This is a genomic window from Amycolatopsis sp. NPDC059235, from assembly GCF_042754125.1.
Classification (GTDB): Bacteria; Actinomycetota; Actinomycetes; order Mycobacteriales; family Pseudonocardiaceae; genus Amycolatopsis; species Amycolatopsis albidoflava.
The window spans coordinates 196,597-216,063 of sequence record NZ_JBHZAG010000005.1; the positions used below are offsets into that span (position 1 = coordinate 196,597).

A 19,467-nucleotide genomic window follows, 5' to 3' on the forward strand; every position below is an offset into this window, starting at 1 on the left:
GCGCGGCACGCACGCTGATCCTCGTCGGCGTGCCGCGTCGCCTCGCGTCCGGCACCATCCGAGCTAGTTTTCAGGAGCCTCCGTTGACCACGTCCATCGTCCGTCCGGAAGTCGAGATCCACCCCCAGCTGACCGATCCGCTGCTGCCCGAGCTGCTGCACCCGTCGCGGCTGCTGTGGACGCCGCGCGAACTGGCCGACCTCACCCGCACAGTCACCACCGAACTGACCACCAGCCTGCGCGACGTCCTGCGCTTCGACGAAGACCGGCGCTGGTGGGCGCGGCTGGCCCTGACCGACGGCGTCGAGCTGTGGCTGCTGTCGTGGCTGCCCGGCCAGCACACGAAGCCGCACGACCACGGCGGCGCGTCGGGTTCGTTCACCGTGCTGCAGGGCGAACTCGGCGAGGAGTACCGCTACCCCGGCGGCCCGGTGCGCCGCCGCACGCACACCGCCGGGCAGGGCATCGGCTTCGGGGCCGGACGCGCGCACCAGGTGCTCGGCGTCGGCGAGGAACCGGCGGCCAGCGTGCACGCCTACTCGCCGCCGCTGGTGCCGACCCGCGAGTACACGAGCCTCGCGGACGTGCCGAACGAGATCCCGCCGCTGCCTGCCATTGTGCGGTCATGACCACTCTTGACGGCTTTCTCGCCGACGCCCGGTCCGCGCTGGACCGGGCGGACCCAGCGCGCGCCGCTGACCTGCAGGCCGACGGCGCGCTGATCGTCGACATCCGGCCGTACGCCAACCGGGTCGCCGAGGGCGAGATTCCCGGGTCGGTGGTGGTCGAGCGGATCCACCTGGAGTGGCGGCTCGCCCCGGACAGCGAATGGCGGCTGCCGGGGGTTTCGGCGGAGACCGTCGCGGTGGTGGTGTGCAACGAGGGGTACGCGTCGAGCCTGGCGGCGGCGGATTTGCAGCGGCTGGGGCTGGCTAACGCGACGGATTTGGCGGGCGGGTTCCGGGCTTGGGCGGCGGCTGGGCTGCCGGTGCAGAAGGGCGGTTCGCCCGCGGTCCCGTGAGCCGGGAGCGCCCCAATGTGGCGTTGGGTGCGTCCCACGCAACCAATGCCACATTGGGTGCGTCGCATGCACCCAATGTGGCATTGGGGCGCTCGCGTCAGGCGAGCACGACGCGTGCCAGCTCCGCCGGGCTGGCCAGCAGCGGGTGTTTCGGCAGCACCCGCACCGTGTAGCCGACCGAGCCCGCGCGCGGCAGGCGCAGGGTCGCGGCGAACGCGCCGATTCCGTCCGGCGTCATCGGGACCTGCACCGACTCCGCGAGTTCGTCCCCGTCGCCGACCTGGCCCACCACGGCTTGAATGTCCACTTCGGACGGTTCAAGCCCGGCGAGGTCGATCCGGGCGCGGATGGTGACCTCGGCGCCCACCACGAGCCGTCCGGTGTGGTCGTACTGGAGTTCGGCGTCGAAGATCCGCACGCGCGGCCACGCGACTTCCAGTTTGGTCCGGTAGTCCGCCAGCGAAAGCGCGCCCTGATGGCTGTTGTCGGTGGCGGCGGCGACCATGCGCGACGCGGGCAGGTAGCCGGAATCGACGTACTCGCGCACCATCCGCGACGCCTGCACGCGCGGGCCCAGCGTTTCCAAGGTGTGCCAGACCATCGCGAGCCAGCCGGTCGGGACGCCGTCCGCGCCGGTGTCGTAGTAGAGCGGCGCGATCTGCTGGCCCAGCAGGTCATACAGCGCGGCGGCTTCGAGGTCGTCGCGGCGGAGCGGGTCGGTGACGCCGTCCGCGGTGGGGATGGCCCAGCCGTTGGAGCCGTCGTAGCACTCGTCCCACCAACCGTCCTTGATGGACAGGTTCAGGCCGCCGTTGAGCGCCGACTTCATCCCGGACGTGCCGCACGCTTCCAGCGTCCGCACGGGGTTGTTCAGCCACACGTCGCAGCCGCGGTAGAGGTAGCGGGCCATCGACATGTCGTAGTCCGGCAGGAAGACGATGCGGTGGCGCACCGCGGGATCGTCGACGAAGCGCACGATCTGCTGGATCAGCTGCTTGCCGTTCTCGTCGGCGGGATGCGATTTGCCGCCGATCACGATCTGGATCGGCCGCTTCTCGTCCAGCAGCAGCGCGCGCAGCCGGTCCGGGTCGCGCAGCATCAGCGTGAGCCGCTTGTACGTCGGGACGCGGCGGGCGAAGCCGACGGTCAGCACGTCCGGATCGAAGACGCGGTCGGTCCAGCCAAGTTCCAGCGCTGACGCACCGCGCTGCATCCACGCCGCCCGCACCCGCCGCCGGACCTCGCCGACGAGCTTTCCCCGCAGTTCCCGGCGCAGCTCCCACAGCTGCTGGTCGCTGACGCCGTCGCGCAGCGAACTGTCCGGCGTGCGGCCTTCGTGGCCGAACTCCTCGTGGTTGCCGCCGAGCAGCGCGCTCAGCTCGCGCGCCACCCAGGTCGGCCCGTGCACGCCGTTGGTGATGGACGCGATCGGCACCTCGGCGTCGTCGAAACCGGGCCACAGCCGGGAAAACATCCGGCGCGTGACGCGGCCGTGCAGCTCGGAGACGCCATTTGCACGTTGTGCAAGACGCAGTCCCATGTGCGCCATGTTGAACAGGCCGGGGTTGTCCTCCGCGCCGAGTTGCAGCACGCGGCGCACGTCGACGTCCGGGACGAGCCTTCCGTCGGAGAAGTAGCGCTGCACCAGGTCGACCGGGAAGCGGTCGATGCCCGCGCTGACCGGCGTGTGCGTGGTGAAGACGGTGCCGGCGCGGACCGCGGGCAGCGCCTCGTCGAAGGCGAGACCGTCGGACTGGATGATCTCGCGGGCGCGCTCCAGCCCGAGGAATCCGGCGTGGCCCTCGTTGGTGTGGAACACCTTCGGCTGCGGATGCCCGGTCAGCTCGCAGAACTTCCGCACCGCGCGGAAGCCGCCGATGCCGGCCAGGATCTCCTGCCGGATCCGGTGGTCGGCGTCGCCGCCGTACAGCCGGTCGGTGACCGAGCGGAGGTCCTCGTCGTTGGCCTCGATGTCGGTGTCGAGCAGCAGCAACGGGATCCGGCCGACCCGGGCACGCCACATCTGCGCGCGCAGGTCGCGCCCGCCCGGCATGGCGACCTCGACCAGCACCGGGCGGCCGTCCTCGGTGACCAGCTCCAGCGGGAACGCGTTCGGGTCGATCACCGGGTAGTGCTCGACCTGCCAGCCGTCGAGCGACAGGCCCTGGCGGAAGTAGCCGGACCGGTAGAGCAGGCCGACGCCGACCATCGGCACTCCGAGGTCCGAGGCCGCCTTGAGGTGGTCGCCGGCGAGCACGCCGAGGCCGCCGGAGTAGTTCGGCAGCGCCTCGGTGACCCCGAACTCCATCGAGAAGTACGCGACCGCCCGCGGCAGGCCGTCGTCGCTGCGCCGCTGATACCAGCGCGGTTCGCTGAGGTAGCGCTCCAGCCCGGCCGCGGCCTCGCGGGTGCGGTTCAGGAAGTCCTCGTCCTTCGCCAGCTCCTCGAGCCGCTCCGGCGGCAGCGCGGTGAGCATGCGCAGCGGGTCGCGGATCTTGTCGAACAGCTCGGCGTCCATCGAGGCGAACAGGTCGCGCGTCGGCGGATGCCAGGTCCAGCGAAGGTTGGTCGCGAGGGCTCCGAGCCCGGCGAGCGGCTCGGGCAGGCTGGCGCGGACGGTGAACCGGCGGACTGCACGCATGGTCAGCGACGATATCCGGCCCGCTCCGCGCGCGCTCGCACCCCACTTCGGGGATTGTCCGCACGTTCCGCCATCCGGGTCAGTAATGTCCCGGTTCGTTGTCGGACGCGGATGGGGAACGAGGGAACATGAGCCGAGGGGGACGCCGGTACGCGCTGGTCGCGCTGGTCGCGGCGACCGTGCTGGGGACAGCCGCGTGCGGGGACAAGACTCCTCCGGCGACGCCGGGCGCCGGGAACGTCGCCGGCCTGCCGGTCACGCATTTCGAGAGCGGGCTGCGCGCCGACGCGCCGCGGCCGGATCTTCCGGTGAAGAACGCCAGCGGCGGCGAGGACGACCAGCTCGCCACCGCCGCGATCGCCGACGTGCAGGCTTACTGGAGCGAGGCGCTGCCCGCGGAGTTCGGCGGCAAGCGGTTCGAGCCGGTCAAGTCGCTGCTGTCGTACGACTCGAAGCGCGACACCCAGAACACCGCGTGCGGCAGCGTCAAGCAGCTGGTGAACGCGTTCTACTGCGCGGGCGACGATTCGGTGGCGTGGGACCGCGGCGTGCTGCTGCCGATGCTGCGCAAGCGGTTCGGGCCGATGTCGGTGGTGACCGTGCTGGCGCACGAGTTCGGCCACGCGATCCAGTACCGGCTCGGGGCGACGGCGGGGATTTCGAAGTCGACGCCGACGGTCGTGAAGGAACAGCAGGCGGACTGTTTCGCCGGCGGGTATTTCCGGTGGGTCGCGGAGGACAAGAGCAAGTTCTACCGCGTGTCGACGGCCGAGGGGCTGGACCAGATCCTGGCGGCGATGTTCTTCATCCGCGACCAGGCCGGGACGAGTGCGACTGATCGGCAGGCGCACGGCACGGCGTTCGACCGGACGTACGCGTTCCAGGCCGGGTTCGAGAAGGGGCCGAAGGAATGCGCGGGGATGAACGCGCAGAACGTGCAGAAGCGGTTGACTGAGCGGCCGTTCGATTCTGGTGACCGGGGGAAGGGCGACGCTCGGTTCAGCGAGAAGACGGTGACGGATTTGAAGGCCAGCCTCGACGAGGCGTTCAAGGGCGCTGGAGTGCAGGGGCCTCGGTTCACGGCGGGTTCCGGCAGCTGCTCCGGCGGGCCCAGCACGCCGCCCGCGTCTTACTGCCCGAACGACAACACGGTGAATTTCGATCAGCGGGCGTTGGAGAAGCTGGCCGAGCCGGTGGACCAGGAAGCCGAGATGGCCGGCCGGGCCGGGGGCGGGCTGGGCGACTTCGCCGCCTTCGCCGAGTTGGCGTCGCGGTACGCGATCGGGGTCCAGAAGGGCGTGGGGGCGTCGATCGATACGCCTAATGCCGGGTTGCGGACCGCGTGCCTGGTGGGAGCTTGGGCGGCGTTCTCGAATCATCCGACGGGCGGGGTGAACCTGAAGTTGTCGTCCGGAGACCTGGACGAGGCGATCGCGGATCTGCTCCGGCCGGACGGGCTGGTGTCGGCGAACGTGAACGGGGAGCGGCCGGACAGCGGGTTCGACCGGGTCGAGGCGCTGCGGCGCGGGTACCTCGAGGGGTCGTCCTCCTGCTCCAAGCAATACCCCTGAGGTTTGCGCTCGAAGGTGGTCGCGTGGGTCGTGAGGGGAACCCTGAGGGAATCAGAGTCCCTGAAGGTGGCCCTCACGGACGTCTCGCGGGCGAGGCCGAGCGAAGGGGTCCGGGCCTGGGTGGGCTGAAAAGCCGTGAAGGGCTCCTTGAGGGAATCTGATTCCCTCAAGGAGCCCTTCACGGACTTGAAGCGGGGGCTCAGAACAGGGCGCTCGCCAGGTCGCGGCGAGCCTTCGCGACGCGCTCGTCGGCCGGGTCGAAGAGTTCGAACAACGCCACCAAGTGTTCGCGGACGCGGTTGCGCTCGTCGCCCGCGGTGCGGCGGACGACGTCGACCAGGCGGCGGAACGCGCCTTCCACGTCCTGTTCGGCGACGTCCAGGTCGGCCGCCGCGAGCTGGGCGTCGATGTCCTTCGGGTCGGCTTCGGCCTTCTCGCGGGCGCTCGGGTCGGCCGCTTCGGCGCGGGCGGTGAATTTGACCTGCGCCAGGGCGTTCTTCGCCAGTTCGTTGGCCGGTTCGGCGTCCAGGATGCGCTCGTACGCGGCCTGCGCGGCGGCGTAGTCGCCCTGCTCGAAGGCGTCCTCCGCCTCGGTGAAGCGCGGGTCTTCCGGCTCCTCCACCGGGCCGCGCGCCTCCTCGGCGGCGCGGATGCCGGGCAGGCGGTCGCGCAGGGCGTCGAGCAGGGAGCCCAGCCACTTGCGGATCTCCGGCTCCGGCAGCGCGCCGGAGAAGGCGTCCACGGGCTGGCCGCCGGCGATCGCGACCACGGTCGGGACCGATTGCGCGCCGAACGCCTGCGCGATGCGCGGGTTCGCCTCGACGTCGACCTTCGCGAGCACCCAGGAGCCGCCGCTCTCGCCGGCCAGCCGCTCCAGCACCGCGGTCAGCTGCTGGCACTGCTCGGAGAACCCGGCCCACAGGTCGACGACCACGAGCTGGTTGAGCGAGAGTTCGACGACGGATTGGAAGGTCGCCTCGGTGACTTCGAGCACCGCGTCCGATGACGGGGCGGGAGCGCCGTCCGGCTGCCCGGCGCCTGAAGGCGGCTGGTTCCGGCTCGCTTCCGCCCTTGCCTTGAGCGCGGACAGGTCGACCGCGCCGGACAACGCGGCGGACATGGCCGCTGAGTTCGCTGCAGATCCGCGTGGGTGTGTCACGCCCTCCATCCTGGCACGCCTCGCCGCGAGAGTTCAGCGGCAGGCCCGAGGTTCGCTTTTGGCATGCGCGCGCCCCTGAGGCATGCTCTCCGCGAGGACAACAGGGAGGCCGAGAATGCTGAGCCGGCGCAACGCCACGGTGGCCGCCGCCGTCGTGGTCGCGGTGGCGTGGATCGCCAGCATCACGGTGACCGTCGCGCACCAGGACCCGCCCGGTGCGGCGTCCCCGCCGGAGCTGCGCACCGAGCTCACCGCCGCGCTGAGCGGCCGAGACGCGGACGCGCTCGCCGGGCTCTTCGACGTCCCCGGCTCGGGCGGTGGCGACCTCGCCAAGGACTACGTCGGCGTCCTCAAGGACGGCAACGCGCGCGACATCTCCGTGCAGCTGTCGCCGGACGAGCACTCCCCCACCGCGGCCGTCGTGCACGGGAAGACCGGGGCGGGCGAGCAGTTCAGCTACCGGCTCGCGGTGACCAGCTCCAAGGGGCGCTGGACGATCGCGTTCACGCCGCCGATTCCGTAGCCCGAGAAGCCCGAGCCCGCCCGCGGCCCTTGGCTCAGTCCTCGCGCAGGTGCGCTTCGACCCGCTCGACCTTCGCGGCGAGCTGCCCGGAGTAGCCGGGGCGGATGTCGGCCTTCAGCACCAGCCCGACGCGCGCCGAGCCCTCGCCCGCGGCCTCCACCGCCTTCTTCACCACCGCCATGACCTCGTCCCATTCGCCTTCGATCTCGGTGAACATCGAGCTGGTCGAGTTCGGCAGCCCCGATTCGCGCACCACCTTCACCGCGCGCGAGACGGCCTCGCTGACACCGCCGTCCGGCTCTCCCGCCGAGGGGCTCACGCTGAACGCGACGATCATGTGGCTTTCCTTCCCTGTTCTCGCAGGGCGACCCCCACGACCGGGGTACCCGCTGGTAGCTTCGGTTGCCATGAACCGTCCGCTGCCGTTCGATCCGATCGCCCGTGCCGCGCAGCTGTGGGAAGACCGGATCGGCCCGGCCGGAACCATGGCCGCGGTCACCGGTGTGATGCGGGTGCAGCAGATCATCCAGTCGGCGGTCGACGGCGCTCTGAAGCCGCACGGCCTCACCTTCGCCCGCTACGAGGCGCTCGTGCTGCTCACCTTCTCCCGCAACGCGCGGCTGCCGATGCGGGTGATGGGCGAACGGCTGCAGCTGCATCCCACCAGCGTCACCAACATAGTGGACCGGCTCGAGCGCGACGGGCTCGTGAAGCGCGTGCCGCATCCGACCGACCGGCGCACCACGCTCGTCGAGATCACCGACGACGGCCGCGCGCTGCGGGAAACCGCCACCGCCGCGGTGACCGGCATCGATTTCGGGCTCACCGGGCTCACCGAGCGGCAGGTGGAGCAGCTGACCGAACTGCTCACCAAGGTCCGCAAGTCCGCGGGCGACTTCACCGCGTAAACGCACGAAGGGCCCGCGCTGCTCGCACGGGCCCTTCGGGAAAAGCGAAGATCAGACGCCGACCGGCTCCTGCGCGCGGACGAAGAGGCCGACGCCGCCGTGGGTGAGCCGCTGCGGGCCGTCGAGCTTGCCGTTGCGCAGCGCCCACTTCTCGAACAGCCAGGTGAACAGCGGCGGGATACTCGCGAGCAGCGCCAGCACCAGGGTCTTGCCCCGCCAGCCCAGCGGCTTCGCCACGGACAGGGAGACGATCACGTACAGGGCGAAGACGACGCCGTGCACCATGCCGAGGACGGGCACGCCGCCCTCGTTAGAGGCGCCGACGACGTACTTGAGAAACATCCCGATCAGCAAGCCGAGCCAGGACAGGGCCTCGGCGACTGCGGCCACGCGGAACACGAGAGCGGCCTTGCTGGACACGACATCCTCCTGTGCGTCACCTGGTGCGTGCTGACTGCACACACAAAAAACACGTCCGACGCGACTGTCCAAGGCGGACGGAACCGCCTGGCGTCAACAGCGCTGTCGAACGGGTATGAGACCAGTGTGAGGCGTGACCCGCTTCACCGGAACACCGGGGCCCGTGACTCTGGTCACGAGCGCACCGGCCATTGGTCTGCACCAATTCCGGACGGCGGGCGGAAACGGGCGGGAAATGCCCGGTTAACGGGAAAGACCGCCTCCCGATCCCAAGATCCGGGAGGCGGCCTTCACTGACTGTCCCGCAGCGATCACTAACCGGCACAAGGAGAAGCCGGCGCGGAGGAGCGTGACGTTCCCCACGTGGCCTTGGGCGCGTCGCCGGTCAGCGAGAAGTCCAGAGTGGACCCGCGGCGCAGTTGTTCGAGGCTGACGAACGTTTTGTCCGACGCCGTGCCGTTGACGCGAAGCCCGGAGACGTACTGCAGTTGCGCCCCGCTGGCGCCGCGGGCGTTGACGGTGAAGTCGCGGCCGTTGGGCAGATGCAGTACGGACTTGGCGAACCGCGGCGCGTTGAGCACGAAGTCGCCGGTGCCCGGGACGGCCGGGTAGAGGCCGAGCGCGCTGAAGACGTACCAGGCGGACATGGTGCCGAGGTCGTCGTTTCCGGTGACGCCGTTGGGGGCGTTCGTGAACAGCGTGTGCGCGGCCCGCACCACCGCGGAGGTCTTCCACGGCTGTCCGGTGAGCGTGTACATCCACGGCGAATGCAGATCGGGCTCGTTGTTGGGGTTGTAGCGGAACTGCTTGTAGTAGTCGTACGGGCCGACGACCCACTTCTCGTGCGCGGTCTTCGCCGGGTCCTTCACCAGGTCGTCGTAGGCGAAGAAGTCGTCGAGCCGCTTGCCCGCGTTGGCCGCGCCGCCCATCTTCGCCACCAGGCCGGGTACGTCCTGCTGCACCAGCCACTGGTACTGCCACGCCGTGCCCTCGTGGAAGCCGTCCTGGCCTTGCGGGCTGTACGGGCCGTCGGCCGGGGTGTACCAGCTGCCGCCGGTCACCTTCGGGCGGAAGTAGCCGGTGAAGCCGCGGTCGGTCACCGACGGATCCCACAGCGTCGCGTATGTCCGGCCCTTGGCTGCCAGCTGTTTCGCGTCCTGTTTGCGGCCGAGCGCGGAGGCCATCACCGAGAGGGAGCAGTCGCCGAGGGCGTACTCGAGAGTCGCCGACGCACCGTGTGCCGGGTCGGTGTCTTGGCCTTTCTTCGGGAAGTTCGGGTCGTATTGGACGAATCCGTCGGCCTGGTAGCTCGCGTTGCCGGAGCGTCCTTGGAACGGTGACGACGCGGGCGGGATTTCGCGGGAGTTCTGCAGCAACGCTTGGTAGGCGTGCATTTCGTCGCCGCTCAACGCGCCGAAACGCCACAGGTCGACCAGGAATGGCGTGACCGGATCTCCAGTCATGGTGTTCGTTTCCTGGCTCGCGTACGCCCAGCGCGGGAGCCAGCCGCCTTGATCGTGGATCGCGAGGATGCTCTTCGCGACGTCCCTGGCCCGGTCCGGTTTCAGCAAAGCCAGCAGCTGGTTTTGCGAGCGGTAGGTGTCCCAGAGGGAGAAGAAGTCGTAGTACGTCCAGCCGATGGCACGGTGGATCTTCTTGTCGAAGCCGTAGTACCGGCCGTCGGCGTCGTTCGCGGTCAGCGGTTGCAGGAAGGCGTGGTAGAGCGAGGTATAGAAGACCGAGCGGTCGTCCGGAGTGCCGCCGGTGATGTCCACACTGGACAGCTCACGGCGCCAGGCGCGATGGACGTCGTTCTTCACCGCGTCGAAGGGACGGACGCGCGAGTCGGCGAGGTTGGTGTCCGCGCCACGAGCGTCCACTTGGGAAATTGACGTGGTGGCAGTGACTTGGCCGCCCTTCGGGAAGGTCAGCCACGCGCCGCGCAGGCCCGCACCGCCTTGTGCCGAGCGGCTTCCGGGCGTGCCACCGTCTGGTGACCAGGTGCCGTAGGAGGAGAAGGGCTGGTCGAATTTCGTGGTGAAGTAAGTGGTGTACGGCTTGCCGCCGCAGAAGGCTTGCGATTCGACAGTGCCTGCGATGGTGTGGTCGTCGACGATCCGGACGCTGCTGCCGCTGACCGGTTCCTTTGCATTGGCCTGCCCGACGTTCACGAAAACGTTGGCTGGGCCGGATTTGTCGAAAGAGTATCGCTCGACGCCGCTGCGCGTGCTGGCGGTGGTTTCTACATCGATGCCGCCGTAGCCGGTGAGGTGCACCTTGTAGTAGCCGGGCTTCCCGACTTCTCCTTCGTGCGTATACGGCGCGGCGTATTTGGCTTGGTCGAAGGTCGCGGGCTTGCTGGTGTCGAACGCCGCGCCCGGGCCGATGTCACCGGTGGTCGGCAGCATCGACACCAGGCCGCCCTGTTCCCAGCATCCCGCGCCGGACAGGAAGAAATGGCCGAAGCCGCGGATCGCGGTGTCGGTGTAGAGATAGCCCGCGTAATGCGTGGTGATCGGGCTGGATTGCACCATGCCGAACGGCGCGGACGCACCGGGGAAAGTGTTGCCCTCGTCCTGTGTGCCGATGAACGTGTTCACCGCGTCCAGCGGGTCGGCCGGGCGCGCTTGCGCCGCGACCGGCGTGAGCGCAGCCGCGGTGACAGCGAGCGCCATCGCACTCGCCAAAACCCTGCTCCTCATGGGACTCCTCTGGGAAAGTCCGTGAAGGGCTCCTTGAGGGAATCAGATTCCTTCAAGGAGCCCTTCACGGAACGACTGGATCAGCCCGCGGCGATGGCGAACACGTGCATGGAGCCGCCGCTGACGCCGCTCGGCAGCGTTACGCTCGCGACGGTCTTGCCCGCGTCCAGCGTGATCGGCGCGGTGGCGAACACCATCGTGCGGATCGGCTGCGGGTCGCCGCCCGCGGAGTTGCGGTACGGGGTGGACAGGACGATCCGGTTGCCGAACGCCGGCTGCGCTCCGCCGCCGCCCAGGGTCCAGTCGGAGAATCCGACGGCGGCGGTGGACTTGCTGCCGTCGGTGTAGGTGACGGTGAGCGTGCCCTGTGCGTTGCCGTTGCTGGCGGAGCCGAGCAGCGCGAGCCGTCCCGAACCGGACACGGTGATCGTCTGCCCTGCGGCGACGACGTTGTCCGGGTCGCCGACCGGGTACGACGGCCAGGTGAAGTTCAGCCCGTCGCTCGACACCGTGCTGCCCGGTTTGGCCCCGGCCTTGGCCAGCGCGTCCGCCGAGTAGCTCCAGCCGCCGCCGTCGAAGTTCGCGGCGGCCGAGTTCGCGTCCGGCGAGAGACCGGTGTTGTCCACTGTGGCCAGCCAGCTGTTCGGCTTCGCCACCAGGACGGTCAGCACCGCCTGTACGTCCGCGAGGCCCGGCGAGGAGAAGGTGACCGGGATCCGGCGCGGACCGTCGGAAGTGCCTGCCGGAACGCTCACCGTCACCTGCGCGTGGCCCTTGCCGGCCGCCGGGACCTGAACGGAACCGGTCGCGGGCGACAGCGTGATGCCGTCGGCGCTACCCGCGGAGTAGGTCCAGGTCTTTGCGGTGCCGGAAAGATCCTGCACGCCCACCGAAGCGGTCGAGGTCGTGCCAGCGGGCACCACCGCGCGTGCCGGGTCCACAAAGGACAGGCTCGGCTTCTCCTGCTCGCGGAACGACGGCGGCGCGTCAGCCGGAGCGGAACCCCACGCGGTCGCGGTCGCCGACCGGGTGAAGTCCAGCTTGCCGCCCTGCGAGATGAGCCCCTCCGACAGCCATGCCTTGTTGGCCGCGCCGCCGTTCACCTTCAGGCTGCTGGTGTACTCGCCGGTGCCGGGAGCGTTGACGGTGATCTTCTTGCCCGCCCCGGTGGTCACCTCGGCGTGCGCGAAGCGCGGCGTGGTCAGCACGGTTTCGGCGCGGCCCGGGATCTCCGGGTAGACGCCGAGCGCGGACCAGACGTACCAGGACGACATCTGCCCGAGGTCGTCGTTGCCGATCAGGCCCTCGGGACGCGGGTTGTACAGCTCGTCCATCGCCCGGCGCACGATGTTCTGCGTTTTCGCCGGAGCACCGGCGAACGAGTACACGTAGGGCGCGTTCGAATTCGGCTCGTTGCCCAGGAACGCATACGGCTCATGGGTTCCCGCGTTCAGCTTCGTGAAGAAAGTGTCCAAACGAGACTGCGTGGCGGTGCTGCCGCCGAACGCGGTCACGAGACCGCCGAGGTCGTACGGAACCATCCAGTCGTACTGCGCGCCGTTGCCCTCGACCCAGCCCTGCGAGCTGGCCGGGTCGTAGTTCGCGGAGAACGAGCCGTCCGAGTTGCGCGGCTGCAGGTGTCCGCTGCCCGGGTTGTAGAGGTTCTGCCAGTTCTGCGCGCGCTTCATAAACGTGGTGTACGTGGCGCTGTCGCCAAGCCGCTTCGCGAACTGGGCGATGGCGAAGTCCGCGCTCGTGTACTCCAGGGTGTCCGCCGCCGCGCCGGGAACGTAGCCAAGTCGTTGGTAATCCTGGAGACCGGGGCGTTCGGTGTAGCCCTGCGTCGGCTGCGTCGCGCCCTTGATCATGAGCAGCAACGCTTTCTGCGCGTCGAAGTCACGCGCGCCGAACGCGTAGGCGCTGGAAACGATGATGTGGTACGGATCCCCGTTCATCACGCCGGTGTAGTCGTTCGCCACCGTCCAGCGGTCCCACGAACCGCCTTGTTCGGCGAACGCCATCATCGAGCGCACGAGGTCCGAAGTCTCCTTCGGCGCAATGGTGGCCAGCAGCGGGACCTCGGAGCGGTAGATGTCCCAGCCGGAGATGTTCGTGTACGTCGCGTGCCCGCGTTCGGCCTGGTGGATCCGGCCGTCGAAGCCCGGGTAGCGACGTCCACATCGGAGAAGACGTTCGGCTGGATCAGCGAGTGGTACAGCGAGGTGTAGAACGTCGTGGTGTCGGCGTCACTGCCACCACTGACCTGGATCTTGCCGAGCTGGTCGTTCCACGCCTTCCGCGCGGACGCGGCCACGGCGTCGAACGACTTCTTGCCGTTGTTCTCCGCCTTCAGGTTCGCCTTCGCACCGTCGATGGATACAAAGGACAGTCCTACCTGGACGTTGACCTGCGCGCCGTTGAGGTTCGGGAACGTCACGTAGCCGCCGCTGCCCGGGCCGCTCACCGTCGTGTCCTGCGGTTTCGCCGCCGCCGGACGCGCCATCGAGGAGCCGATGCCGTTGGGCTGCGCGACTTTCGCCTTGGCACCGCCGGTCTCCGCGGTCTTGCCCGGCGTCACCGCGCCGTTCTTCCACGTCCCGACCGACTCGAACGGGGTGTCGAACTTCGCCGAGAAGTAGACCCGGTACGAGTCCTTCGCACCGCAGAACCGGCCGCTGGTCGCCCAGCCGCTGATAGTGTCCTTGCCGATGCTGATCGACGCGTCGTCCGTGCCGTTGACCGAGCCGGAAGTGTTGACCAGCAACGTAGACGCCGCGCCCGCAGGGTAGGTGAACCGTCCGGAACCGGTGCGCTGCGTCGCGCTCAGCTCGACCTTCGCGCCGTTGTCGAGGGCGACGTCGTACGCGCCGGCGGTCGCGTGTTCGTTCTGATGCGAGAACGTCGAGGTGTAGTGGCCCGGATCGGTCGCGGGCGACGTGCTGATCTCGCCGACGTACGGCATGAACGGCAGGTCCTGATACGTGGTGCAGCCCGCGCCGGAAAGGTGCGTGAGGCTGAACCCGGTGATCGTGTTGTCGTCGTAGAAATAGCCGCCCGGCTGGGATTTCTTCGTGTCCGGGCTCCACTGCACCATCCCGAACGGCGCCACCGCGCCGGGGAAGGTGTTGCCCGCGCCGCCGCCGGTCCCGTGGTCCGCGCCGCCGGGCCGGGTGCCGACGAACGGGTTCACCCACTTCGCCAGGTCAGCGGTCTTCGCGGGATCGGCCAGTGCGGGGGCCGCAGGGACCACCGAGGCCCCTGTCGCCACGACCGCGGATGTCAGAAAGATCAGTCCGGCTCTCCAGCGCGCTCGCGCCATCGCCATCGCCTCTCCAGTTGTCCGGCGCGAGCCGCGTCACCGACCTCGAGGCATCGATGACAACCTTGTCGCGCACCGTCGATGCGGGCTACCTTCGGCAATGGCTCACCGGATCGTCAAGACCGCGGTGAGAGCCTGTCCGATTCGAGACAACGATGTCCACCATCCGCACCAGCGGATTCGTCGAAGCGGGCAAGACGAACCGGCAAGCATTGACAGCGACAAGCCGGATGGTGTCCAATCCCCCGCATTATGACAACGTTGTCTCACTCGGGCCGGGACGCGGACGGACTTCCCCGCCCCGCCAGCAGGCGGGCCACGATGAGCGATGTGGCCCGGCTGGCCGGCGTCAGCATCAAAACGGTGTCGCGGGTCGTCAACGACGAGCCCGCGGTGCATCCGGACACCGCCGAGCGCGTGGTGGCCGCGATCGAACAGCTGGGGTTCCGCCGGAACCTCGGCGCCCGCAACCTGCGCCGCGGCTCGACCACCGGCACCATCGGCCTGGTCGTCGAGGACGTCGGCAACCCCTTCTACTCCGAGCTGAACCGCGCGGTGGAACGGATCGCGACGTCGTTCGGCAGACACGTGCTGACCGGGTCGTCCGGCGAGAACTCCGACCGCGAGCGCGAGCTGTCGCTGGAGTTCTGCGCGCGGCGCGTGGACGGGCTGCTGATCGTGCCCGCCGGCCTCCAGCACGGGTATCTCGTGCCGGAAATGCGCGCGGGCACGCCGGTGGTGTTCCTCGACCGCCCGGCGGGCGACATCGTGGCCGACACCGTGCTCGTCGACAACCTCGGCGGCACCATCGAGGCGGTCGGCCACCTCGTGCGCCACGGCCACCGCCGGATCGCGTTCCTCGGCGACAGCCCGGACATCTTCACCGCCGCCGAGCGGCTCCGCGGATTCCGGGAAGGCTGTGTGCGCAACGGGATCTCCTACGACGAGAGCCTCGTGGCGATGCAGACGCCGACGCCGGAAACCGTCGGCCACGCCGTGCGCAAGCTGATCGGCGGGCCGAATCCGGCCACCGCCGTGATCGCGGGCAACAACCGGGTCGCGGTGCACCTGCTGCGCGCGCTCGCGCATTCCGAGCGCAGGCCCGCGCTGGTGAGCTTCGACGATTTCGAGCTGGCGGACCTGCTCGACCCGCCGGTCACCGTGATCGCCCACGACGTCAGCGCCCTCGGGCACGCAGCGGCCGAGCTGCTGTTCGCCCGGATCCAGGGAGACCAGTCCGCCCCGAGAAAGGTAGTTCTGCCCGTGCACCTAGTCGCCCGCGGTTCCGGTGAGGCCGCCCTGTGACCAAGCACCTCGAGCCGGTCGCGCTCCCGGCCAACCAGCCGCCGCAGTTCTACCGGGGCGGCGACGCCATCGCCGCGCTGCGCGGCGCGACCGGCACCGACTCGAAATTCGGGCCGGAGGACTGGGTCGGTTCCGTCACGACCATGTTCGGCCAGGAGACCAACGGTCTCACCAAGCTGCCCAGCGGGATCTGGCTGCGCGACGCGGTCGGCGGCGACCCGGACGCGTGGCTGGGCGCGGCGCACGTCGCCAAACTCGGCGACTCGACCGGCCTGCTGGTCAAGCTGCTCGACGCCGGACAGCGGCTGCCGGTGCACTTCCATCCGTCGGATTCCTTCGCCCGCAAGCACTTCGACTCGCACTTCGGCAAGACCGAGGCGTGGATCGTGGTCGGCACCTACGGCGACGACCCGCGCGTGTACCCGGGTTTCCGGGCGACGCTGAGCAAGGACACCGTCGCCGAATGGACCCGCGAGCAGGACGCGCCGAGCATGCTGGGCGCGCTCAACAGCATCCCGGTGCAGGCGGGCGACACGGTCTACATCCCGGCCGGGCTGCCGCACGCGATCGGCGAGGGCGTGTTCGTGGTCGAGTTGCAGCAGCCGACAGACTTCTCGCTGACCCTGGAATGGCGTGATTTCCTCGCCTCGCCGGAAAAGGGCCACCTCGGGATCGGCTTCGACACCGCGATCGAAACGCTCGACACCTCAGGCTGGGACGACGACCGGCTCAAGACGATCGTGAAGCACACCTCCGGCGACGAAGCGACCGCGGTGGACTTGCTCGCACCGGACTCGGCGGAGTTCTTCCGCGCCGACCGGATCCAGTTGTCCGGCAACGCGTTCTCCCTCGACCCGTCGTTCAGCGTGCTCGTCGCGCTCGACGGCGAGGGCACCCTGCGCACCGAGCACGGCGGCGAGTTCCCGGTGGCCAAGGGCGACACCTACGCGGTGCCGTTCTCCGCGGGCCAGACCGAGCTGTCCGGTTCGCTCACCGTCATCCGCTGCCGTCCGCCCGCCCCGGAAAGGAGTTAGCGCCGATGAGCGAGATCCTGCTCGACGCGGTGGACCTGACCAAGCACTACGGATCGGTGGAAGCCTTGCGCGGCGCGTCTTTCCAGGCGCGCGCGGGCGAGGTGACCGCTTTGATCGGCGACAACGGCGCGGGCAAATCCACGCTCGTGAAGTGCCTGTCCGGGGCTGAACAGCCGACGTCGGGCCGGATCTTGCTCGACGGGAAAGAGGTCCACCTCGATTCTCCGGTGGCCGCGCGCCGGGCAGGCATCGAGACGGTGTACCAGGATCTCGCGGTCGCGCCGGACCTCGATCCGGCGGCGAATCTGTTCCTCGGCCGGGAAATCCCGCGCAAGGGCATCCTGGGCAAGCTCGGCATGCTGGACAAGGCGGAGATGCGCCGCCAGGCGGTGGTCGAGTTCGAAAAGCTCGGCGTCACGCTGCAGAGCACCGACGTGTCGATCGGCTCGTTGTCCGGCGGGCAGCGGCAAAGCGTCGCGGTGGCCCGGTCGGTGGCGTGGGCGTCGAAGGTCGTGTTCATGGACGAACCGACCGCGGCGCTGGGCGTTCGGCAGCGTGGGCGCGTGCTGGACGTGATCAAGAAGGTCCGGGACAAAGGCATCGCGGTGGTGCTGATCAGCCACAACATGCCCGAGGTGCTGTCGGTGTCGGACCGGGTCGAGGTGCTGCTGCAGGGCAGGCGCGTCGCCCGGTTCGCCGGGGCGGACACGAAACTCGAGGATCTGGTCGCGGCGATGACCGGGGCCCTCGTGCGGGAGGAGGTGGCATGAGCGCTCCGGCGAAGGACATTCAGACCACTGTGGACGGCGAGTTCGTCAAGCCGCCGCTGGGAAAACGGCTCGTCGGGGCGAACACCTTCTGGATCTCGCTGGTGCTGGTCGCGTTGATCGCGGTGTTCACCGTACTCGCCCCGGGCCAGTTCGCGACGGTGTTCACCTTCCAGATGCTGCTGAACGAAACGTCCGTGCTGCTGGTGCTTTCGGTCGGCATGACGTTCGTGATCATCACCTCCGGCATCGACCTGTCCGTCGGGTCGGTGCTGATCTTCGCGGGCATGGTCGCGGGCAAAACGATGGAAGCGCTCAGCGGCGGCGACGCCTCGCACGCCGGGTGGGGCGTCATCACCGCCGGGCTCGTCGCGGCGGTGCTCGCGGGCACGCTCTGGGGCTTGATCAACGGATTCCTCATCGCGGTGGCGGGCATCCCGCCGCTGATCGTCACGCTCGGCACGATGGGCGCGGCGCTCGGCGTGGCATACCTGCTCAACAACGGGTCGGACGTGCACAGCGTGCCCACCGAGCTGAACAAGGTGCTCGGATACGGCACGTCGTTCGGCGGGATCCCGAACCTCGTACTGGTGGCCGTGGTGATCACGCTGATCGGCGCGTGGCTGCTGCACACCACGAGGTTCGGCCGCTACACGTTCGCCGTCGGCTCGAACGCTGAGGCTGCGCGGCGGTCAGGCATCGGCGTGACCGCGCACCTGCTGAAGGTGTACCTGCTCACCGGTTTCCTCGCGGGGCTCGCGGGGTTCCTGTCGCTGGCGTTTTACACGTCGACCACGATCTCAGCGCACGCCACCGACAACCTCAACTCCATCTCCGCGACGGTGATGGGCGGCACGAGCCTCTTCGGCGGCGTCGGCTCGATGCTCGGCACGGTGATCGGGGTGTTCATCCCTGCCGTGCTGAAGAAGGGCTTCAACATCACGCACGTGCAGGACTACTGGCAGCAGATCGCGGTCGGCGCGGTCCTCATCGCGGCGGTGTGGTTCGACCAGCGCCAGCGCCGCAAGCGCAACTCCCGCTGAATCGGTCCCCGAGTACAAAGAGGTGCTTACGATGAAGTTCAGCAAAACCGTCCTCGCCGCGGGGACACTCGCGTCCGCGGCGATGCTGGTGGCCGCGTGCGGCGCCGGGCAGATCGGGCAGAGCGGGTCCGAGTCCGGCGGCAACTCCGCGAACAGCAAGAAGCTGGCGCTGGTACCAGGGGTGCAGGCGGAGCCGTTCTACATCTCGATGCAGTGCGGCGCGCAGGAAGAAGCGAAGAAGCTCGGCTACGAACTGACCGTGCAGGCACCGCAGAAGTTCGACGCCACCATGCAGACGTCCATCGTCAACTCGCTGGGCTCCAACCCGCCCGCCGCGCTGCTGGTCGCCCCGACCGACGACCAGGCGATGCTCGCACCGATCCAACAGGTGAAGAATCGCGGCGCGAAGATCGTCGAGGTCGACACTTCGCTCAAGGACAAGAGCGTCGCGGTGTCGTCGGTCTCCTCGGACAACGCCGAGGGCGGCAAGCTCGCCGCGCAGACCATGGCGAAGCTCGTTGGCGACAAGCCGGGTTCAGTGCTGATCCTCGACACCATCGCGGGCACGTCCACCACTGCCGCCCGTGCGAAGGGCTTCGAGGACGAACTGAAGAACCACCCGAACCTCAAGTCGACGGGCATTCAGTTCACTCAGAACGAGCCGGAGCAAGCAGCGTCGAAGGTGACCGCGGCGCTGGTCTCCACTCCGGACCTCGTCGGCATCTTCGCCACCAACCTCAACACCGGCGAGGGCGCGGCGACCGGTCTGCGCAACGCGGGCAAGATCGGCAAGGTCAACCTGGTCGGCTTCGACGCCAGCCCGTCCGAAGTGGACGGTCTGAAGAAGGGCGAGTACCAGGCGCTCATCGCGCAGGACCCGGCGCAGATCGGCACCAAGGGCGTCGACCAGGCGGTGGCCGCGCTGGAGGGCAAGCCGACCGAGCGAGACCTGACCGCGCAGCTGCACTCGATCACCAAGGACGACCTGGACGCGAATTCCCAGTACTTCTACAAGCAGAAGTGCTAGCTTAAGGTCCGACCGAAGGGGACTTTC

Annotated in this window: 15 protein-coding genes and 1 pseudogene; 10 read left to right on the forward strand and 6 right to left on the reverse strand. The window is 69.0% G+C overall.

Features of this window, described 5'->3' with window-relative positions; translation table 11 throughout:
• Nucleotides 1–83: 83 nt before the first annotated feature.
• Nucleotides 84–629 carry a cysteine dioxygenase family protein gene (locus ACFXI3_RS05640; protein WP_344285394.1) on the forward strand — a complete coding sequence of 182 codons (546 nt, stop codon included), beginning with the start codon at nt 84–86 and terminating at the stop codon, nt 627–629.
• A complete protein-coding gene (locus ACFXI3_RS05645; protein ID WP_378398243.1) occupies nt 626–1,021 on the forward strand; it encodes a rhodanese-like domain-containing protein in 396 nt (131 codons plus the stop codon). The genes ACFXI3_RS05640 and ACFXI3_RS05645 overlap by 4 nt, the downstream gene beginning before the upstream one ends.
• A 97-nt stretch (nt 1,022–1,118) precedes the next feature.
• Here ACFXI3_RS05645 and glgP read toward each other — a convergent pair whose 3' ends face one another.
• Nucleotides 1,119–3,662, reverse strand: coding sequence for an alpha-glucan family phosphorylase (glgP, locus tag ACFXI3_RS05650; RefSeq protein ID WP_344269785.1), 2,544 nt, complete (start codon nt 3,660–3,662; stop codon nt 1,119–1,121).
• 128 nt (nt 3,663–3,790) lie between these two features.
• Between glgP and ACFXI3_RS05655 the strand changes: the two genes are divergently transcribed.
• Complete coding sequence (locus ACFXI3_RS05655; RefSeq protein ID WP_378398244.1) at nt 3,791–5,233, forward strand: neutral zinc metallopeptidase; 1,443 nt, start codon at nt 3,791–3,793, stop codon at nt 5,231–5,233.
• Nucleotides 5,234–5,432: 199 nt separating this feature from the next.
• On the opposite strand, the gene ACFXI3_RS05660 is transcribed toward ACFXI3_RS05655, so the two are convergent.
• Nucleotides 5,433–6,353 (reverse strand): tetratricopeptide repeat protein, encoded by a 921-nt coding sequence (locus tag ACFXI3_RS05660; protein WP_344269780.1) that lies wholly within the window; start codon nt 6,351–6,353, stop codon nt 5,433–5,435.
• A gap of 154 nt (nt 6,354–6,507) precedes the next feature.
• Between ACFXI3_RS05660 and ACFXI3_RS05665 the strand changes: the two genes are divergently transcribed.
• Nucleotides 6,508–6,915, forward strand: coding sequence for a hypothetical protein (locus tag ACFXI3_RS05665; protein WP_344269777.1), 408 nt, complete (start codon nt 6,508–6,510; stop codon nt 6,913–6,915).
• 34 nt (nt 6,916–6,949) lie between these two features.
• On the opposite strand, the gene ACFXI3_RS05670 is transcribed toward ACFXI3_RS05665, so the two are convergent.
• Nucleotides 6,950–7,252, reverse strand: coding sequence for a thiamine-binding protein (locus tag ACFXI3_RS05670; RefSeq protein ID WP_344269774.1), 303 nt, complete (start codon nt 7,250–7,252; stop codon nt 6,950–6,952).
• Nucleotides 7,253–7,322: 70 nt separating this feature from the next.
• Between ACFXI3_RS05670 and ACFXI3_RS05675 the strand changes: the two genes are divergently transcribed.
• Nucleotides 7,323–7,823, forward strand: coding sequence for a MarR family transcriptional regulator (locus ACFXI3_RS05675; RefSeq protein ID WP_344269771.1), 501 nt, complete (start codon nt 7,323–7,325; stop codon nt 7,821–7,823).
• 51 nt (nt 7,824–7,874) lie between these two features.
• Here the strand turns inward: ACFXI3_RS05675 and ACFXI3_RS05680 are convergent, their stop codons facing one another.
• The 3 genes and pseudogenes from ACFXI3_RS05680 to ACFXI3_RS05690 all read right to left on the reverse strand — a co-directional run bounded on the left by ACFXI3_RS05680 (nt 7,875) and on the right by ACFXI3_RS05690 (nt 14,264).
• Nucleotides 7,875–8,243: a DUF3817 domain-containing protein gene (locus ACFXI3_RS05680; protein WP_344269768.1), complete on the reverse strand. Its 369-nt coding sequence runs from the start codon at nt 8,241–8,243 to the stop codon at nt 7,875–7,877.
• Between the two features lie 314 nt (nt 8,244–8,557).
• A complete protein-coding gene (locus ACFXI3_RS05685; protein ID WP_378398246.1) occupies nt 8,558–10,945 on the reverse strand; it encodes a GH92 family glycosyl hydrolase in 2,388 nt (795 codons plus the stop codon).
• A gap of 80 nt (nt 10,946–11,025) precedes the next feature.
• Nucleotides 11,026–14,264: pseudogene (locus ACFXI3_RS05690) on the reverse strand (GH92 family glycosyl hydrolase).
• A gap of 321 nt (nt 14,265–14,585) precedes the next feature.
• Between ACFXI3_RS05690 and ACFXI3_RS05695 the strand changes: the two are divergent.
• From ACFXI3_RS05695 to ACFXI3_RS05715, 5 genes are read left to right on the forward strand one after another with little or no spacing between them, the layout of a single operon-like run.
• The gene (locus ACFXI3_RS05695) at nt 14,586–15,569 is read left to right on the forward strand and encodes a LacI family DNA-binding transcriptional regulator (protein ID WP_344269759.1); all 984 of its coding nucleotides are present in this window, start codon (nt 14,586–14,588) and stop codon (nt 15,567–15,569) included.
• A complete protein-coding gene (locus ACFXI3_RS05700) occupies nt 15,566–16,603 on the forward strand; it encodes a class I mannose-6-phosphate isomerase (RefSeq protein ID WP_378398248.1) in 1,038 nt (345 codons plus the stop codon). The genes ACFXI3_RS05695 and ACFXI3_RS05700 overlap by 4 nt, the downstream gene beginning before the upstream one ends.
• A gap of 5 nt (nt 16,604–16,608) precedes the next feature.
• A complete protein-coding gene (locus ACFXI3_RS05705; RefSeq protein WP_344269753.1) occupies nt 16,609–17,373 on the forward strand; it encodes an ATP-binding cassette domain-containing protein in 765 nt (254 codons plus the stop codon).
• Nucleotides 17,370–18,413: an ABC transporter permease gene (locus tag ACFXI3_RS05710; RefSeq protein ID WP_344269750.1), complete on the forward strand. Its 1,044-nt coding sequence runs from the start codon at nt 17,370–17,372 to the stop codon at nt 18,411–18,413. The genes ACFXI3_RS05705 and ACFXI3_RS05710 overlap by 4 nt, the downstream gene beginning before the upstream one ends.
• A gap of 31 nt (nt 18,414–18,444) precedes the next feature.
• On the forward strand, nt 18,445–19,440 hold the full coding sequence (locus tag ACFXI3_RS05715; RefSeq protein WP_344269749.1) for an ABC transporter substrate-binding protein: 996 nt from the start codon (nt 18,445–18,447) through the stop codon (nt 19,438–19,440).
• Nucleotides 19,441–19,467 lie beyond the last annotated feature (27 nt).

Bases quoted from the DNA above. Each gene is read 5' to 3' on its own strand.
- ACFXI3_RS05710 (WP_344269750.1), top strand. From the start codon at position 17,370: ATGAGCGCTCCGGCGAAGGACATTCAGACCACTGTGGACGGCGAGTTC.
- ACFXI3_RS05655 (WP_378398244.1), top strand. From the start codon at position 3,791: ATGAGCCGAGGGGGACGCCGGTACGCGCTGGTCGCGCTGGTCGCGGCG.
- ACFXI3_RS05685 (WP_378398246.1), bottom strand. From the start codon at position 10,945: ATGAGGAGCAGGGTTTTGGCGAGTGCGATGGCGCTCGCTGTCACCGCG.
- ACFXI3_RS05665 (WP_344269777.1), top strand. From the start codon at position 6,508: ATGCTGAGCCGGCGCAACGCCACGGTGGCCGCCGCCGTCGTGGTCGCG.
- ACFXI3_RS05695 (WP_344269759.1), top strand. From the start codon at position 14,586: ATGAGCGATGTGGCCCGGCTGGCCGGCGTCAGCATCAAAACGGTGTCG.
- glgP (WP_344269785.1), bottom strand. From the start codon at position 3,662: ATGCGTGCAGTCCGCCGGTTCACCGTCCGCGCCAGCCTGCCCGAGCCG.
- ACFXI3_RS05670 (WP_344269774.1), bottom strand. From the start codon at position 7,252: ATGATCGTCGCGTTCAGCGTGAGCCCCTCGGCGGGAGAGCCGGACGGC.
- ACFXI3_RS05660 (WP_344269780.1), bottom strand. From the start codon at position 6,353: ATGTCCGCCGCGTTGTCCGGCGCGGTCGACCTGTCCGCGCTCAAGGCA.
- ACFXI3_RS05705 (WP_344269753.1), top strand. From the start codon at position 16,609: ATGAGCGAGATCCTGCTCGACGCGGTGGACCTGACCAAGCACTACGGA.
- ACFXI3_RS05645 (WP_378398243.1), top strand. From the start codon at position 626: ATGACCACTCTTGACGGCTTTCTCGCCGACGCCCGGTCCGCGCTGGAC.
- ACFXI3_RS05715 (WP_344269749.1), top strand. From the start codon at position 18,445: ATGAAGTTCAGCAAAACCGTCCTCGCCGCGGGGACACTCGCGTCCGCG.
- ACFXI3_RS05675 (WP_344269771.1), top strand. From the start codon at position 7,323: ATGAACCGTCCGCTGCCGTTCGATCCGATCGCCCGTGCCGCGCAGCTG.